Genomic DNA, 16,528 nt, shown 5'->3' with positions numbered 1-16,528 from the left:
ACCGGGACCAAGGCGGGCCCCGGTGCGGGCGGCCGCAGGTAAGCCTCCGTGCCGGCCGGGCCGGCGGGGTCGGCTGGGGCCGCGGCGGTGGCGAGTGCCGTGGTCCGTGCTGCTGTCTTGGCCATGGCGGCTGGGCGCTTCACAGTGCTTCCCCTTCCAACTGCCGGACGCCGGCGGCGACGGCGCCCGCGCTCCTGCTGACCGCCAGGTGATAGGCCTTTTCGGTGTCGGCGGCCACCCGGTCCCAGGAGTAGCGGTTCCGCACGCGCTGCTGGCCGGCGCGGCCGAGGTCGCGGCGCAGCTGGGGATTCGCCAGCAGCTCGGCCACGGCTTCGGCCACCGCCTCCGGGTCCCGCGGCGGCACGTGCAGGCCGGTCTTGCGGTCCACCACGGTGTCGATCAGCCCGCCGACCGAGGCCGCGACCACCGGAACGCCGCACGCCATTGCTTCCAGCGGAACAATCCCAAACGGTTCGTACCACGGCGCGCAGACGACGACGTCGGCGCTGCGCAGCACCGCAGGGATTTCTTCCCGGGGCAACTGGCCGCGCAGCACCAGTTGGTCTTCCACGCCGAGCTCACGGGCGAGGCCTCGCAGCCGCTGGGCCTCGGGGTCGGCCGCCAGCCCGGTGGCACCGGAGGCGCCGCCGACCACGATCAGTTCGACGTCGTCCAGTCCCCGGTCCTTGAGCAACCGCAGGGACTGGACGGCCAGGTCGATGCCCTTGCGCGGAACCAGGCGGCCCAGCGTGACGATGCGGTGGGTGCGGCCGCGCGGTTCGACCTCCCCGTCGGCCTTGAAAAGTCCCAGGTCCACGCCGCAGGGGGCAATGGAAATATTGCCGCGCGGGATGTCCATGGCCGCCAGTTCGAACACTTCGTCCGAGCACGTCGCGATGATCCGGTCCACGCTGCGGCCGACGGACGGTTCCAGCCAGGCCCGTTCGGCCGGGCTGGTGTCCTGCGCGCCCTGGTGCCGCCGTTTCACGGTGCCGAGCGCGTGGAAGGTCTGCAGCACCGGCACCTGGGGGCTTCCCGGGCGGCGCGCGGCGTCGAGGGCCGCCACCCCCGACATCCAGAAGTGCGCGTGTACGAGATCCGGCGGGCTGTCCGCCCAGTCGGCGCTGATCCCGTCGGCCAGCGGGCCCATGTAGGGCAGCAGCTCATCCTTGGCGACCGGTTCGGGCGGTCCGGCGTTGACGTGGACCACTTCCACTCCCGGCCGCATCGTGACGCGGGCGGGAAGCATCGGATCGTCGCGGCGGGTGTAGACGCTCACGCTGTGCCCCCGCCGGGCGAGGGCGGCGGAGAGGGCCGCTACATGCACGTTCTGGCCGCCGGCGTCCACACCACCCAGCGCCGCCAGCGGGCTGGCATGTTCGGAAACCATCGATATCCTCACGGCTCTCTCCTCTCGTTGGCGGCAATGACCCGTCCGGCGCCCGTGGTGGTCTCTGCCAGCAGGCTGTCCCAGTTGTCCAGGAATGCCTGCAGCCCGTAGTTCCGCAGCGCCGCCTCGCGCGCGACTGCTCCGCGCGCAGCGGCCTCGTCCGGGTCCTTCAGCAGCCGGGCCGCTTCGCGGCGCAGCTGGTGCACATCGGACGAGATGGCGCCGGCCTCCGGCGGCACGGCCCGGGCGGCCTCTGTGCTGGCCAGCACCACCACCGGCATGCCCAGATGCATGGCTTCCAGCAGCGCCAGGCCCAGCGAGGTCCAGCGCAGCGGGTGCAGGTAGAGGCGGCAGCGGGCCAGTTCGGCGTGCAGCAGCGGACCGGGCAGGTCGCCGCGCACGCGCAGCTTGTCCGGGCCCAGCCCGGTGGCCGCGCCCAGCTGGTCGGTGCCCATGCCGAACACGTCCAGCGGTCCTGCCTCGGCGAAGGCCGGCAGCAGGTCCGTTCCGGTCACCCGCCAGCGGCGGACCGGCTCGTTGACCACCACGCCCTGGCGTTCCAGTTCCCCGGTGTAGAGCGGACCGGGATCCACGATGCCGTGCTCAATCACGGTGGTCCGGGCTGTTCCGCAGTCCCAGAAGAGGCGGTTGAAGTGGGTGACATGCACGACGGTCATGTCCTGCTGGTCGGCCAGCGGGTGAAGCGAGTTGGGCACGTCCCCCTTGGGGGTGTTGTGCTCCAAAAACACCGCCGGGATGTCCCGTCCCGGCCGGCGACCCAGCAACCGCTCGCATTCCTCGATTTCCTCGGGCCGCTGCAGCACCACGACGTCGGGTTCTTCGTCCCGCAGGCGGTCCGGGTGCACGTCCCGGACCGACGACGGCCAGTCGCGGCCGGCGCGGCCCAGGCCCCACGGCCCGCCCTCCGCCGTCGCGGGCAACAGGTATTCGTGGCGGCCGCGGACAAAAGCGTCGGTCCAGCCGCCGTGGACATGCCAAAGCAGGATCTTCATGCGTTCCTCGTCTTTCTCCTGGCGGACAAGTACGTCACGCCGCGGGTCAGCCGCTGTACAGCCTCGAGCACTTCTTCGGGGGCCACCTGGGACAGGCAGGGATGGCCGGGAACCGGACAGTTGCGCGCCCGGCTGAGCCGGCAGGGCGCCTGCTGGTCCCCGAGCAGCTCCACCGGAACCTTGTACGGTGCCCAGCGGACCGCCGGAACCACCGGCGCAAACAGGGACACGACCGGCGTGCCCACGGCCGCGGCCAGGTGCGCCGGCCCGGTATTTCCGGTCACGACGGCGGACGCGCCGGCCAGGACCCCCGCCAGGCTCCGCAGGTCGGTCTGCCCGCCCAGGTCCAGCGCGCCGGGGACGGCGACGGTGGCCGTCAGTTCCTGCTCCTGCGGGCCCCCGGTGACCACCACCCGGTAGCCGGCGCCGATCAGCAGTTCGACGGCGGCGGCGTGGTGCAGGGGCGGCCACGCGCGCGCCGGGACGGAGGCGCCGGGGTGCACGGCGATGTAGGGTTCGCCGCCGGTCAGGTCGGTGGTGTCCGGGATGCCTTGCACCTGCAGCCGGCCGTCGTCGTCGGGCGGAAGCCGGTACCCGGCGGCAGCGGCGATCTGCAGCGCCCGTTCGGCCTCCGGCTGGTCCTCCGGGAAGTCCTCGCCGGGGCGCAGCCGCTGATCCAGCAGCGACCCGGCGTAATCGACGGAAGCGCCGGTGATGCGCCCGACGCCGGCCAGCCGCAGCAGCAGCGCCAGCGGCAACGGCGACTGGTGGAAGGACGTGAGGATGACGGCCTCGGAGATCTCTGAGGCCCGGACCCAGTCCGCCAGCGCGGCCACGTGCTCCCGGGTCGCCGGTGGGGCGGGGTCGACGATCCACGGGCTGGCCCAGCTGAACACGCCTGCGACGCCGGGCAGCAATTCCGCGGCGGCTTTGCCCTGCGGGCCGCACAGCATCATGACGTCGCGCGGATTGCCGTCGTGGCCTGCCGCAACTGCCCGCACCGCCGGGCCCGCCAGCAGTACGTCTCCGACGCTGTCCAGCCGCGCCACCAGTACGCGGCTCATCGCCGGCCCTCCAGCAGCAGCGACACCGCGGCGGTGAGGTCTTCGGCGACCATGGCGGCGGCCTCAACCTCTTCGCGCCGGGTCACCGGGGTCGGTACCAGGACGCCGGTGGCGCCGGCGGCGGCAGCGGCCTCGACGTCGGCCCCGATGTCCCCAACGTAGGCCACCTCCTCGGGAGCGAGCCCGAGCCGGCGGCAGGCCGCAAGGATCATGCCGGGCTGCGGTTTCCGGCAGGGGCATCCGTCGTCCGGGTTGTGCGGGCAGATTTCCCACACGTCAAACGGTCCCAGCAGCTCTTCCACCCGCCGGTTGACGGCGTCGACCTGTTCCCGGCTCAGCAGGCCCCGGCCGATGCCTGATTGATTGGTGAGCACCCCGCAGGGCAGCCCGGCGGTCCGGACCGCGTCGACGGCCGCCCGGGCGCCGGCTACCGGCCGGACCTTCGCGGGGTCCGGGTTGTAGGGCACGTCCGTGACCAGCGTGCCGTCCCGGTCGAACAGGATGGCCCGCAGCGGGTGTGCAGCAGTTGTGCTCATACCAGCACTGTTCCCAGCGCGGCTCCGACCTAAACACTTCTCCTGCTACTACTTTTGTGTCGCCCACTTCCCGCCACGGCAACCGCTGCCGCGGGAGGCGCACGCTGCGGGCATCTGGAAGGATGGGCACAGCCGGAACGAAGGATGGTTGCAGTGGCAGAAGCTGAAGGACTCGAACGGGACGGACGCCCGGAACTGCTGGTGCTCCGGGCGCTCAAACTGGGCGATCTGCTGGTCGCGGTTCCGGCGTTGCGGGCACTGCGCGCGGCCTACCCGGAACACCGGATTGTCTACGCCGCCCAGGCCTGGCTGCGACCCATCCTCGGACTAACGGGCTCGGTAGACGACCTGCTGGCCACCCACGGCCTCGATGTTCCGCTGGCGCTGGCGCCCGGCCGGGTGGACATCGCCGTGAACCTGCACGGCAACGGGCCGGAGAGCCGCGGCCGGCTGGAAGCCCTGCAGCCCGCCGGGCGCATTGGCCACCGCGCCCCCGGGTGGGACGGCCCCGAATGGCCGGAAGGTGCGCACGAACGCGAGCGCTGGACCCGGCTGCTGCAGTGGCACGGAATCGACGCGGATCCGCTCGACTACCGGCTGGACAAACCTGCCGTCCAGAGCCCCTGCCCGGGAGCGACGGTACTCCATGTCGGTGCCGCCTACGGCAGCCGGCTGTGGCCCGCCGAGCGGTTCGCCGCGGTCGCCCGGGAACTGGCAGCCCAGGGACACCGCATCGTGTTCACCGGCAGCGCGGCGGAACGGCCTCGGGCACAGGCCGTGGCCGAACTGGCCGGGCTGGGTCCTGACACCGTCGTCGCGGGGACGCTGCCACTGGCGGAGTTTGCCGCGGCGATCGCCGAGGCCGCGCTCGTCATTTCCGCCGATACCGGTGCCGCCCATCTGGCGTCGGCCTATGCCCGGCCGTCGGTGGTCATTTTCGGCCCGGCACCCGTCAGCGTATGGGGTCCGCCACCCGGACCCCATACGGTCCTGACCGACGAGAGCCTGCGCCTGGGCGACACGTTCTCCGCCGACCCCGACCCTGCCCTACTGGCCGTCGGCCCGGACGACGTCCTGGCCGCCGTCGCACAACTGCCGGTCGCTACGCCGTCCGCATCCGCTGCCGCCCGGGGGTCTGCCGTTCCCCCAGCACCCGGTGCTGGAGCTTGACCAGGATCCTGGCGAGCGCGCGGGACACCTGCATCTGGGTCATGCCGATGCGCTCCCCGATGAGGCGCTGGGATTCTTCCTGGAAGTACCGGTAGAAGAGCAACTGCCGTTCCTGCGGCTCCAGCTCGCGGATGGCGCCGCGAAGCATCAGCAGTTCCTCGGTCCGTTCGGTCCCGCCGTCGGAGGCAGCCAGCGTCTCCGCCAGGCCCTGTCCCTCGGGGGTCCCTTCCAGTGATTCCGGCCGCAGGCTGCCGTGGCAGTTGAGGGCTTCGGCGACCGTTTCCGGGTCTTCGGCGAGCGCGTCGGCCAACTCCTGCAGCCCGGGCTCGCGGCCCAGCCGCTGCGCGAGTTCGGAGGTCATTTTGATCGCCGCCGTCCGCAGGTCCTGAAGGTGGCGCGGCGGGCGGATCATCCACGAGCTGTCCCGAAGATAGCGCTTCAGTTCGCCGTGGACCGTGGGAGCCGCGTAGGCACGGAAATCGGCGCCGTGGTCGGGGTCGAAGCCGCGGACCGCCTTGAGCAGCCCCAGCCGCGCAACCTGGTTCAGGTCATCGAGCTCCCTGCCCGGGCCCGAATAGTTGCGGGCGATCCCCTCGGCAATGCCCAGGTGCCCCAGCACCAACTCCTCTTCCAAGGCGGCGCGCAGGGACCCCTTAGCGCGTCTCGCCCTGCGGAACAAGACCTGTATCTCTTTGTCATCCTTGTCGTTGTATTGCACCAGAGGCCCACTCTCTATCCGGGAAGCGCGGACCAGAAGCGCTTCTCCCCCAAGAGACCATAAGCATGCTGATTATGCAACAGGCGAACGGTGAAAAAATGCCCGAAAGTCTTTTCTTCTCCCGGGAGAAGAAGGTATAAGCAGCCGCCGCTCCGACCGCGCCCCGGGCCACCGGGGGCGGAGGAGAGCGGCAGCAGCCGAAATCATCCAGAGCGGCCGAGCCATGCGGGAACGTCCGTCCCTGACGTGCCCGCGTCGGGTATCAGCCGCTCTCGATGGCAGCGCGGGACCGGAGCGAAACGGGGACGGAAATCACGCCCAGGGCGTGTCGGGTTTCTCCTGCGGTTTGCCGTCGACCACGAGGTCCACCTTCTCGTTGTAGAAGCAGAAGAGATCGCGGATCTTGGGGTTTTCCGGGATCGGGTTCGGGTAGCTCCACACAACGTCGGGGACCAGGCTCTGGCCCACCCGGACCGACCAGTAACGGGCCTCGCCCTTATAGGGGCAGCTCGTGACGGTGCCGCTGGACTCCAGCAGGTCGGTCCGCACGTCCTCGGCCGGCAAGTAGTAGCGGGTGGGCAGGTGGGTTTCGAACAGCAGCAGCGGCCGGATGCTGTCCGCCACTTTCTCGCCGGCGAGGTAGACCTGCACCCGCCGGGAACTGCGCAGGGTATCTACCCGCTTATAGGGATCACGGGCATGGACCAGCACCCGCTCGTCTTCCTCGTACCACTCCAGCTGCCGCCAGGAGAAAGTCACGTGGCCGGCCAGGTCGCTCATCGAGCCGTGCGCTTCCGGATGCTCCCACGCCCCGGCCTCCGCGCGCTTCTTGCCGATGGCCACATCCCAGAGCTGCTGGCCCGCCGGCCCGGGGCGCGCATTGGCCAGCACCCCTGCCGCGACGTCCTCCCGCGGCAGATAGTAGGTCGGCAGACCGTCCCGGCCATACTGGACCATCAGCCTGGCCCGCGTGCTGTCGGCCACCAGGCTTCCACCCAGCCGCACCCGGATCCGCCGTGCAGTGGGTTCCGTGAAGGGTGCATCGAATTCCATGGGGCACACGCTACTCCTCCGCGGCTCCCGTCGGCAGTGCTGAGAGAATGAAGGCCGACCAGCAACACAGGAGGCATGAGTGAGTTCCGACAATCGTCCCGCCAAGTTCTACATCGACAAGCAGACGCCGGCAGCCTATCGCGCGCTCAACGGACTGGCGCTCAAGGTCGGCGAAGCGGCCGAAGCGGCAGGCCTGGACCGGAAGCTGGTGGAACTGCTGAACCTGCGCATCTCGCAGATCAACGGCTGTGCGTACTGCCTGAACATGCACACCCGGCTGGCCCTGGGCGAAGGCGAGACGGCCCAGCGGCTTTCCGTGCTTCCGTCCTGGCGGGACACCGAGGTTTTCACGGACAAGGAACGGGCCGCGCTGGCCCTGGCCGAGGCGCTGACCGAACTGCCGGACCACCACAGCCAGGAGCGCGCCTACTCCGCCGCCCGCGAGGAACTCACCGACGACGAGTTCTCCGCGGTCAGCTGGATCACCGTCGCGATGAACGCCTTCAACCGGGTCTCCATCGTCAGCAAGCACCCGGTCCGCCCGCAGTAGGCAACCGGGGCCGGGCAGGCCGCCCCCGTGCCAGGGCGGCAGGGCAGCGCACGACGGCGGTGGCTGCGGTCCCTGTCAGCGGCTACGCAGGCCGCGGCTACTCGGGCCGCGGCGGGACCTGGGCGAGCGCGTCGATCTCCACCAGCACGCCGGGCCGCGCGGACCCCACCTGCAGGACGGTGATTGCCGTCGGCACCGGCCCCCACACCTCCGCGGCCGCGGCGTACCCCGCGTTCGCGTCCTGCCCGGCAGCGAGGTAGATGTTCAGCTTGGCCACGTCCTGCTGCGTCGCGCCGGCCTCCTCGAGGACCGCGAGCACGTTGCGCATCGCCTGCCTGGTCTGGCCGGCAAGATCGTCACTGACCATCTCGCCGTCCGCGTTGATCCCGTTCTGGCCGCCGACGATCAGCAGCCGGCCCGGGCCGTCCACGAGCACGCCTTGGGAAAAGGCCGGACTGCGGAACATGCCCGCTGGATTGATGTGCGTGAGAGCCATTGGCTTTCCTCCGTTTTTCCGGTTCGGGGCGCACGGCACCGGCACCGCGTGCCGGTGCCGCTATGGGAGCGTAACCACGGTAGGCCGATGCAGCTCTGGGCACCAGACCCGCGCAGTGGTGAAGCCCACATGAACGCCCGATGCACTCTGTGAAAAAATAGGGCATGCGTCCCATGCAACATTCCAGCAAACTCCAGAACGTCCGGTACGAACTTCGCGGCCCGATTTTGCACGCGGCCAAGAAGATGGAGGCGGAGGGCCACCGCATCCTGCGGATGAACCTCGGCGATCCGGCACCGTTCGGGTTGGAGGCGCCGGAGTCGATTGTGGTGGACATGATCCACCACCTGCGCGGCGCCCAAGGCTACAGCGATTCGAAGGGCATCTTTTCCGCCCGCACGGCCATTTCGCAGTACTACCAGACCAAGGGCCTGATGCAGATCGGCGTTGAGGACATCTTCATCGGCAACGGGGTGTCCGAGCTGATCTCCATGACGCTGCAAGCGTTCCTCGAAAACGGCGACGAGGTGCTGATCCCCGCGCCCGACTACCCCCTGTGGACCGCGTCGGTCACCCTCTCCGGCGGCAAGGCCGTGCACTACCTCTGCGACGAGGACAACCACTGGTGGCCGGACATGGCGGACGTCGAAGCCAAAATCACCGACCGGACACGGGCGATCGTGCTGATCAACCCGAACAACCCCACCGGCGCCGTCTACCCGCGGCACGTGCTGGAACAGTTCGCGGCCCTGGCTCGCAAGCACGATCTGGTGCTGTTCTCGGACGAAATTTACGAGAAGATCACCTACGACGGCGCCGTGCACGTCCACACCGCCTCGGTGGCCCCGGACCTGCCGGTGCTGACGTTCAGCGGGCTCTCCAAGGCGTACCGGATGCCCGGCTACCGCGCCGGCTGGGTGGCCATCAGCGGGCCGCGCGCCGAGACCGCGGCCTACCGCGAATCACTGGAACTGCTGGCCTCGCTCCGGCTGTGCTCGAACGTCCCGGCGCAGCACGCCATCCAGACCTCGCTGGGCGGCTACCAGTCCATCGGGGACCTGGTGAAGCCCGGGGGCCGGCTGCACGAACAGCGCGACTTGGCCTGCCGGCTGCTCAACCAGATCCCGGGCGTTAGCTGTGTGCCCGCGGCCGGGGCGATGTACCTGTTCCCCAAGCTGGATCCTGCCGTGTATCCGTTCGAGGACGACGAAAAGTTTGTCCTGGACCTGCTTGAGGAGGAGAAAATCCTGGTTTCGCACGGCAGCGCCTTCCACTGGCCCACGCCGGATCACTTCCGGTTCGTGATCCTGCCGTCGGTGGAGGATATCGAGGAGGCGGTCCGCAGGATTTCCTCCTTCCTGGCCATCCACCGGAAGAAGACGGCCGACGCCGCTGCTGCCGCCGCCGTCTAAAGCCCGGCTGGTCCGCCCGGCACGGCGGCAAGGCCCCGCGACGCAAGCCGCCGGACCGATGGGTCCGCTGGCACTGTGGCCGCGGGCGGGGCGCGCCCGGCCCGCCGGCACAGCCTGCTAGGCTGCTCACAATTCCAGCCGCCGGTCGGGCGGCTGCAGAGCCGGCATCGGGGGAACATGCGGAATAGGCCGACGGCCGCCCTCATGGCGCTATTCGCGCTGCTGCTCGCGGGCTGCACGGAACCGGGCGCGGAAGCTGGAGCGGCATCCCCGGCCACGGCGGGTGCCACTCCGCCAGCCTCCGGCGGCGGGTACGCCAGCGGTCCTGCCGCCGGCACATCCCAGGGACCCGTCCGGCTGGCCTCTCCCCCGCCGGGTCGCCCGACCATGGCACCCGCGGAGACCGTGGGAGCAGCGGATCCGGAGGGCACTAGTGCCTACATCGACGACTTCCTCGCCACGCAATGGTCTTCCGGCGTGGAGCCCTCGGCCCTGAGTGAGGCAGCCGTCGGCGACTGTGTGTTCTTCGATTGGGAGTATTCCTCCGGCCCCACGACCACCGCGTTGTTTCAGGTGCCCTGCCAGGAACCGCATGAAGGCGAGATATTCGGCACCATCACCCACGCCGGCGAGCTGTATCCGGGTCAGTCAGCACTGGAACGCGAGGCCGGACCCCGGTGCGGCGAGGTGATGTCCCAGTTTCTCGAAGCCCGGTTGATTCCGGACGGCACGCACCGGCTCTTGTTCCCTACGCAAGCGGATTGGGATTCGGGTGATCGCACGTCCGTTTGCCTGTACCACCCCGGCTCCCTGTTGGAGCGCGGCTATTTCGGGGATTAGCTGGCCGCGGCCGCCATCGGGTGCATCATCTCTGGTGGCCACAGCTGCTCCCACCCGTGCCGCCTGGCTCCCACCCGCGCCGTCTGTTCGAAAAGTCCGAGGGGCGCAGGCTCCCTCGGGTTGCGGACAGGGCATGACCGCGATCCCGCGCCGGACCCTACCGCCGGGTGCCTGCCGGCGCTAGCGTGTCCGGCATGGAGATGAAACTCGAACTGGTGGCCGTGCCGGTCACCGACGTCGACCGGGCCAAACATTTCTACGTTGAGCAGGTCGGCTTCCACGCCGACCACGACCACCGGGTAAGCGACGGCCTGCGGTTCGTGCAGCTCACGCCGCCCGGCTCGGCCTGTTCCATCGTGATCGGCGAGGGCATCACGGAGATGGCACCCGGCTCGCAGCAGGGGCTCCAGATGGTCGTTGCCGATGCCCAAGCGGCCCGGGAAGAACTGCTCAGCCGCGGCGTCGCAGCGAGCGACGTGGACGCGCAGCCGTGGGGTAAGTTCGTCTACTTCAGCGATCCGGACGGCAACACCTGGGCGCTGCAGCAGCTGCCGCCCAGGGACTAACCTGCCGCTCGCGTGCTGGCCCCTGAGGCTTCCGGGCCTGGCCCGTGGCGCCGCAGCGCCGCGGGAAACCGCCCGCCGTCTGCCGTGGATGCAGCCTGGCTCCGCCTGCGACCACCGGCGAGGGCCCAAAAAACTTTTCCTGCTCCGGCGGAATAATCCGGCCCTCCAAAGGTGTTCCTTAAAGTGAGACTGCCAACGGACAGCTGAGGGACCACCAACAAGTTTGCAGCAGGGATCAGCGGAGAAGCTCTTTCCCGCGCCCTGCCGCCTCGCAGCCCCTGTCGTCAGCGCTCGCCGCCATCTGGCAGGAGCCGGCGCTTCACGCCTGACGAGCAGTCCCCGAACGATGCCACGGCAGGGTCGGCCCCACAGCTGATCCGCCTGGCACAGCACGCCCTTACCGCCACAACACAGGAGGTCACGGATGACACTATCCGCACCCGGTCAGTCCCCGCTGGTCAATTCCACCCCCACCCGTATCCGCAATCTCGGACATCTGCGCCGCGGCGATTCGGTCGAGGCCCGCATGGACAATGCCGTCCAGTACCGGGGCCGCGTCGACCGTACCGCGCCCGGCGTCGGCCTGGTGTGGATCCGTGATGAGGCGGACGGCTCGCGCCGCGCCATCAGCACGCAGGACTGCACGGTCTGGCGGCTGCCGCAGAAGGGCTGACATCAGCACGGGGCGGCACAGCCACCCCAACGGAGCGGACGGCTTCGGCGACCACACGGCGCCGGCGTCGTCCGTTGCTTCGTTAACCCGGACCTTCCGGGTTCTGCGCTTGTCCGGCGGGCCTGGCCGGAGTTGAATGGAGCCAGCATTGGGGCCGGCGTCCGTCCCGGCCACCGCCTTCGGAGCATGCCATGGCCGTCTCGTTCAACCACACCATCGTCTACGCCGCAGACAAGAAGGCGTCGGCGGAATTCTTTGCGGAGATCTTCGGCCTCGATCCGCCGCAGCCGATGTTCGGACACTTCATGACGGTCCTGCTGGAGGGCGGCGTGGCACTCGACTACGCGGACACCGCCGGGAACGTGCAGCCCCAGCATTACGCCTTCCTGGTCGCCGAGGACGACTTCGACGGGATCCTCACGCGCATCCGGTCGGCCGGAATCGCCTACTGGGCAGACCCGGGCCGCAGCCGGCCCCAGCGAATCAACCGCAACGACGGCGGCCGCGGCGTGTACTTCACCGACCCGAACGGCCACTTTCTGGAGGCCATCACGCGCCCCTACGGTTCCGGCGCTGCCTGAAGCGAGGCGCCGTCGTACGCTGGACCGATGTGCGGACAGGAGCGAAGCATGCAACAGGAACCCACCGGGGACGTCCGCCTGAGCGCGACGGTGAGCGGCCGGGTCCAGGGAGTGGGCTTCCGGTACTGGGCACGGGAACGCGCCGAACGCCTGGGGCTGGTGGGCTCGGCCGTGAACCAGGCGGACGGCACCGTGGGCGTGGTGGCAGAGGGGCCGCGCGATGCGGTGCGCCAGTTCGCGGCCGCGTTCGAGTCCGGCAAGGCGCCGGGGCGGGTGGACGCGGTCGAAGCGACGTACGGCCCGCCCACCGGCGGGTTCAGGACCTTCGAAGTGGGCTGAAGGGGTCTGCACAGGGGCTGCAGGGGCGCCGGGGACGCCTGCGGGCGGCGCCTATGGTGTGACGTTTAAATCGAGCCGGCCCCGCGGTATGTTCACGCGGGACCGGCTCTTTGGGGGATCGCCGGCCCGGCAAAAACGTGGGGGTCCGAACCGGCTAATGCTGGAATTATGCCACTGGCCGCGCTTTCAAATTGCAGCACTGTGATTTATGTTACGAAACGTCGTAACACTTCTCCCCCGCCGTGTTTGGTTACGGGCGGAGTGCGTTTCCGATTACCGAAGGATCAAGAAAAGCGTGCCCGGGCCGCGTGCCGTAACGGTTGCGGCGTTATCGCGGACGTGCCGGGTCCCGTCGCGGAAAACGCCCCTATCCTGAGTGCATCTGTCACCCCCATGAAAGGCGGTGTGCCATGCGCAAGCTCCCCACATGGCTGTCCGTAATCCTGTTGGTTCTCGGCTTGGGATTGGTGGCGCCCGGCCCCGCCACCGCGGCGCCCTACTGCGGCATCACCTGGGGCTCGACGCCGGGGTCCGCGCCGGGGACCACGACCGCACCCATTACCAACGTGCGCACCGGCCGGCACGCCTGTTTCGACCGCATGGTTGTGGACCTGCGCGGCGACGTGGCCGGCTACTCGGTGAGGTACGGGACGGTGCGGGCCCAAGGATCCGGCCATGTAATCCCCTTGCGCGGCGGCGCCGATCTGGCCGTGGTCGTGAAGGCTCCGGCGTATGACTCCAACGGGCGCGGCACCTACCGGCCTGCCAACCCGAAGGAGCTGGTGAACGTCACCGGCTACACCACCTTCCGCCAGCTCTCCTGGGGCGGCAGTTTCGAGGGGTACACCACCATCGGCCTCGGCGTGCGCGCCCGCCTGCCGTTCCGGGTCTTCACCCTGGACGGCCCGGGCAGCATGTCCCGCCTGGTGATTGACGTGGCCCACCGCTGGTAAGCCTGGAACTCTGCAGGCAGGGCCGGGCGGCTGGCGGGCGAAGGCCGGGCCTTGGCTGGCCGCTGGCGACGTCGGTGCCCGCCTTCGGTGCCTTCAGGCACCTTGGCGGGCGCCGGCGTCGTCGTTGAAGGCCTAGCCGGCGGCGGCTTCCAGAAAAGCCTCGGCCAGCGGGCCGGCGGTTTCGGAGCCCAGCTCGCCGTCCTCCACGAACACCGCGATGGCAAGGTCCCCGTGGCCGGCGATCACCCAGGAGTGGGTTTGCGGCGGGTCCTGCGAGCCGTACTCTGCGGTGCCGGTCTTGCCGATGGCGGGCTTCCCGGGCAGGTCGGCCAGGTTGGCCAGATAGCCGTCCACGACGGCCGAGCGCATCATGCTGCGCAACTGCTTGGCTTCCCCGGCGGTCAGTTCAGGCACGTCCGGGAGCTCGGCCTTGGGGTCGTGACCGTCCACCAGCGTCGGCACGACCGAACCGCCTTCCACCACGGCCGCCATCATCGTGGCCAGCGCCAGCGGCGACGCCTGCACCCGTGACTGGCCGATCAGCGAGGCCGCGTGCGCGGTCCCCTTGGTGTCCTCCCGCGGCACGTCGCCCATGAAGGCCTCGATGCCGGGGCTCGCGGTCATGCCGATGCCCAGGGCGCCGGCGGCATCAGCCAGCTGGTCCTGGGAGAGTTCCCGGTGCTCGGCGATGAACGCGGTGTTGCAGGAGTGCGCGATGGCCTCGGTCAAGGTGATCCGGCCGGTGAACTCGGCGGGGTAGCTGTCCGCGTTCTCGAAGCTTCGGCCGTCCACGACCAGTTCCGGGTCGCAGGTGACGGCCGACTCGGGGGTCGCGCCGTTGCGCAGCATGCCCAACGCGGTGGCGATCTTGAAGGCGGAACCGGGGGCGTACCGGCCCAGGAACGCGGTGTTGTAGCCTTCGCTGTCCGGACCGTTCGCGGCCGCCAGGACGGCACCGGTCGAGGGCCGCAGCGCGACGATCGAACTCGGCGAGTCGATGTCGGCCAGGATGTCCTCGGCCGCCGACTGCAACTTCGGCACGAGCGTGGTTTTCACGTTTTCGCCGTCCACCGGGTCTTGGCGGAACAGCTGGCGGGACGGCGCTTCGCCGCCCTCTTCGGCGGGCTGCCCGACGGCGGAGACGGTGACTCCCGGCGTGCCGGAGAGCTCGGCGTTGAAGGCTTCCTGCAAGCCGGACGAGCCTACGGTCTCGCCCGCGACCACCGTGCCCTTGGACTTCTCGATGTCCTCGGCCGTGGCCTCCCTGACCGATCCCAACACCGGCGCGGCGAACGTGCGGTTGGGCGCCAACGGAATCTGGTCACCTACCGCCAGGAAGCCCTCGATGCCCTTCAGCTTCTTTTGGTCCAGCTTGTCAAAGGCGTCCTCGCGCAGCGTGATGGCGTCCACGAAAGCCTTGGGCCCGTAAGCTTCAACCTTTTCCAGGTAAGCGGCGGCGTCGATGTCCACCAGCTTGGCCAGCGCGCGCGCCGAGTCCTCGGCGGTCGCTGTGTCCAGGCCTGTCTTGTCGATGCCGACGACCCTGACCGGGCGGTTCTTGACGATCGCCTCGCCCTCGGCGTCGAGGATCTGGCCACGCCGCGGCTCCTCGGTGGAGAGCACCAGCCGTTCCCCCTCGGCAAGCGAGGGCTCCAGGATTTCGGGCTTCCACCGGACGTGCCAGGTGTCCTCGGCGTAGTGCAGGTCGGCCCTGGTGGTGTAGCTCCAGCCCTGCTCCGCATCGGCCACCGGCCAGTCATAGGAAAGGGTGGCCCGGAAGAGGTTGGATTCGACCTCTTCGACGCCTTCCACGGTGACTTCGGGCTCCAAGGGGTCCATCCCCTCGGTCAACGCGGCCAGTTGTTCCTGCACCTGGGCGCCGGTGGCATCGGCGAAGGCCACGTTCGACACGTCGTTGGCAGCCAACGCTTCCGCCAGTGCCCGGGCGGCCGGTTCCGGCGATTCCCGCTCCGGAGCGCAGGCAGAGACCGCTACCGTCAGCAGCAGGGCGGTGATTGATGCAAGTGCGCGCCGAAGCAATTCTTCTCCCGGATCCGAGGGTGTCCTGTTAGAACCTATAAGCGGCCAGCAGCGATGTCGAGCCGGGCGGCACCGGCGGGATGGTGCTTGAATGGGTTCGTCGGGACGTCGGCCTTCAGCCGGCAAACAGGACAGTAAGGACACCATGACCGAATCCGCTCCCCCAGCTTCCCGCCGTGCCGCGGTGGTCTGGAACCCGTCCAAGAAGTTCAACTTCGACCTGGTGGCGCTGGTCGAGGGCCTGTGCGCCGAGACCGGCTGGCAGCCGCCGCTCTGGCTCGAGACCACGCTCGAAGATCCGGGCGCCGGCCAGGCGCACCAGGCGCTGGAAGCGGGCGTCGATCTGGTCATCGCCGCCGGCGGTGACGGAACGGTGCGGCGGGTGGCCGGCCGGCTGGCGGCGACCGACATGCCGCTGGGCGTGATCCCGCTGGGCACCGGCAACCTGCTGGCCCGCAACCTGGACCTGCCGGTTGACGACCCGGAGACCGCTGCCGGCATCGCGTTGGCCGGCCGGGACCGGCGGATCGACGTGGTCCGGGCCACCGTGGACAGGTCGGGCGGTGACTCCGTGTTTTTGGTCATGGCCGGCCTCGGCTTCGACGCCGCCGTGATTGGCGGCACCGACGACGGCCTCAAGGACCGTATCGGGTGGCTGGCGTACGTGGAAGCCGGCCTGCGCAACCTTCCGGGCAAGCCGGTCCGCGCCACGGTCACCATAGACGGCGGCAAGCCCATGACCGTGCGGATGCGCAGCGTAATGGGCGGGAACTGCGGCAAGATCCAGGGCGGATTCGAGATGTTCCCCGGTGCGCAGCTCGACGACGGCCTGCTGGACGTCATGACCATCTCCCCGCGTGGGCGGCTGGGCTGGCTCGGCGTGCTGGCCGGGCTCGCCAAACGCGGCCGGAGCGTGGATCCTTCGGTTGACTACTACCAGGGCAAGCACGTGGAGATCCACGCCGGCCGGCCCCAGGAGATGCAGCTGGACGGCGACCATATTGGCATGGGGTCCCGTTTGATGATGCGCGTCGATCCGGGCGCACTCGTGGTGCGGGTGGCACCCGAATAGAACAATAACGACGCCGGTGCGCGCCGCCGGGAGTGCGGCTGCTCACATTGCCGACACAGTTC

General features: G+C 69.6%; 18 protein-coding genes. 10 read left to right on the top strand and 8 right to left on the bottom strand.

Translation table 11 applies throughout. The features are described 5' to 3' along the window. Positions 1-139: 139 nt before the first annotated feature. From AC5RUH_RS09825 to AC5RUH_RS09810, 4 genes are read right to left on the bottom strand one after another with little or no spacing between them, the layout of a single operon-like run. Positions 140-1,402: a glycosyltransferase gene (locus AC5RUH_RS09825; protein WP_494024277.1), complete on the bottom strand. Its 1,263-nt coding sequence runs from the start codon at positions 1,400-1,402 to the stop codon at positions 140-142. Next, on the bottom strand, positions 1,399-2,403 hold the full coding sequence (locus AC5RUH_RS09820) for a glycosyltransferase (RefSeq protein ID WP_494024276.1): 1,005 nt from the start codon (positions 2,401-2,403) through the stop codon (positions 1,399-1,401). The genes AC5RUH_RS09825 and AC5RUH_RS09820 overlap by 4 nt, the downstream gene beginning before the upstream one ends. Continuing rightward, positions 2,400-3,467, bottom strand: a complete 1,068-nt coding sequence (locus AC5RUH_RS09815; RefSeq protein ID WP_494128458.1) for a glycosyltransferase family 9 protein — start codon at positions 3,465-3,467, stop codon at positions 2,400-2,402. The genes AC5RUH_RS09820 and AC5RUH_RS09815 overlap by 4 nt, the downstream gene beginning before the upstream one ends. Further along, positions 3,464-4,003, bottom strand: coding sequence for a D-glycero-alpha-D-manno-heptose-1,7-bisphosphate 7-phosphatase (locus AC5RUH_RS09810; RefSeq protein ID WP_494025251.1), 540 nt, complete (start codon positions 4,001-4,003; stop codon positions 3,464-3,466). Before AC5RUH_RS09810 ends, AC5RUH_RS09815 begins: the two co-directional genes overlap by 4 nt. A gap of 144 nt (positions 4,004-4,147) precedes the next feature. Between AC5RUH_RS09810 and AC5RUH_RS09805 the strand changes: the two genes are divergently transcribed. Continuing rightward, a complete protein-coding gene (locus AC5RUH_RS09805) occupies positions 4,148-5,173 on the top strand; it encodes a glycosyltransferase family 9 protein (RefSeq protein WP_494128457.1) in 1,026 nt (341 codons plus the stop codon). Here the strand turns inward: AC5RUH_RS09805 and AC5RUH_RS09800 are convergent. Together AC5RUH_RS09800 and AC5RUH_RS09795 are read right to left on the bottom strand one after the other, a co-directional pair. After that, positions 5,106-5,891 carry a sigma-70 family RNA polymerase sigma factor gene (locus tag AC5RUH_RS09800; protein WP_494000793.1) on the bottom strand — a complete coding sequence of 262 codons (786 nt, stop codon included), beginning with the start codon at positions 5,889-5,891 and terminating at the stop codon, positions 5,106-5,108. The genes AC5RUH_RS09805 and AC5RUH_RS09800 overlap by 68 nt on opposite strands. 312 nt (positions 5,892-6,203) lie before the next feature. Then, positions 6,204-6,944, bottom strand: coding sequence for a DUF427 domain-containing protein (locus AC5RUH_RS09795; protein ID WP_494128456.1), 741 nt, complete (start codon positions 6,942-6,944; stop codon positions 6,204-6,206). A gap of 79 nt (positions 6,945-7,023) precedes the next feature. On the opposite strand from AC5RUH_RS09795, the gene AC5RUH_RS09790 reads away from it, so the two are divergent. Further along, on the top strand, positions 7,024-7,494 hold the full coding sequence (locus tag AC5RUH_RS09790) for a carboxymuconolactone decarboxylase family protein (RefSeq protein ID WP_494012961.1): 471 nt from the start codon (positions 7,024-7,026) through the stop codon (positions 7,492-7,494). Positions 7,495-7,591: 97 nt separating this feature from the next. On the opposite strand, the gene AC5RUH_RS09785 is transcribed toward AC5RUH_RS09790, so the two are convergent. After that, the gene (locus AC5RUH_RS09785; protein WP_494000796.1) at positions 7,592-7,990 is read right to left on the bottom strand and encodes a RidA family protein; all 399 of its coding nucleotides are present in this window, start codon (positions 7,988-7,990) and stop codon (positions 7,592-7,594) included. A 164-nt stretch (positions 7,991-8,154) separates the two neighbouring features. Here AC5RUH_RS09785 and AC5RUH_RS09780 point away from each other — a divergent pair, with 164 nt between their 5' ends. The 7 genes from AC5RUH_RS09780 to AC5RUH_RS09750 all read left to right on the top strand — a co-directional run bounded on the left by AC5RUH_RS09780 (position 8,155) and on the right by AC5RUH_RS09750 (position 13,354). Next, positions 8,155-9,402, top strand: coding sequence for a pyridoxal phosphate-dependent aminotransferase (locus AC5RUH_RS09780; RefSeq protein WP_494000797.1), 1,248 nt, complete (start codon positions 8,155-8,157; stop codon positions 9,400-9,402). A gap of 405 nt (positions 9,403-9,807) precedes the next feature. After that, on the top strand, positions 9,808-10,242 hold the full coding sequence (locus AC5RUH_RS09775; RefSeq protein ID WP_494128455.1) for a septum formation family protein: 435 nt from the start codon (positions 9,808-9,810) through the stop codon (positions 10,240-10,242). 194 nt (positions 10,243-10,436) lie between these two features. After that, positions 10,437-10,808, top strand: coding sequence for a glyoxalase superfamily protein (locus tag AC5RUH_RS09770; RefSeq protein ID WP_494000799.1), 372 nt, complete (start codon positions 10,437-10,439; stop codon positions 10,806-10,808). A 424-nt stretch (positions 10,809-11,232) separates the two neighbouring features. After that, positions 11,233-11,481 (top strand): hypothetical protein, encoded by a 249-nt coding sequence (locus AC5RUH_RS09765; RefSeq protein WP_493978913.1) that lies wholly within the window; start codon positions 11,233-11,235, stop codon positions 11,479-11,481. Between the two features lie 191 nt (positions 11,482-11,672). Further along, complete coding sequence (locus AC5RUH_RS09760; RefSeq protein ID WP_494073948.1) at positions 11,673-12,062, top strand: VOC family protein; 390 nt, start codon at positions 11,673-11,675, stop codon at positions 12,060-12,062. Positions 12,063-12,110: 48 nt separating this feature from the next. Beyond that, positions 12,111-12,401, top strand: a complete 291-nt coding sequence (locus AC5RUH_RS09755; RefSeq protein WP_494073947.1) for an acylphosphatase — start codon at positions 12,111-12,113, stop codon at positions 12,399-12,401. 410 nt (positions 12,402-12,811) lie between these two features. After that, positions 12,812-13,354 (top strand): AMIN-like domain-containing (lipo)protein, encoded by a 543-nt coding sequence (locus AC5RUH_RS09750; RefSeq protein ID WP_494128454.1) that lies wholly within the window; start codon positions 12,812-12,814, stop codon positions 13,352-13,354. Positions 13,355-13,486: 132 nt separating this feature from the next. Here AC5RUH_RS09750 and AC5RUH_RS09745 read toward each other — a convergent pair whose 3' ends face one another. Beyond that, entirely contained in the window at positions 13,487-15,394 is a 1,908-nt protein-coding gene (locus AC5RUH_RS09745; RefSeq protein WP_494128453.1) for a penicillin-binding transpeptidase domain-containing protein, read from the bottom strand. Between the two features lie 145 nt (positions 15,395-15,539). Here AC5RUH_RS09745 and AC5RUH_RS09740 point away from each other — a divergent pair, with 145 nt between their 5' ends. Beyond that, a complete protein-coding gene (locus tag AC5RUH_RS09740) occupies positions 15,540-16,466 on the top strand; it encodes a diacylglycerol/lipid kinase family protein (protein WP_494000805.1) in 927 nt (308 codons plus the stop codon). The last annotated feature ends 62 nt before the right edge of the window (positions 16,467-16,528 follow it).

This window comes from Arthrobacter sp. Y3223166 (assembly GCF_059090935.1).
This window is presented reverse-complemented; position numbering and strand designations above follow the sequence as displayed.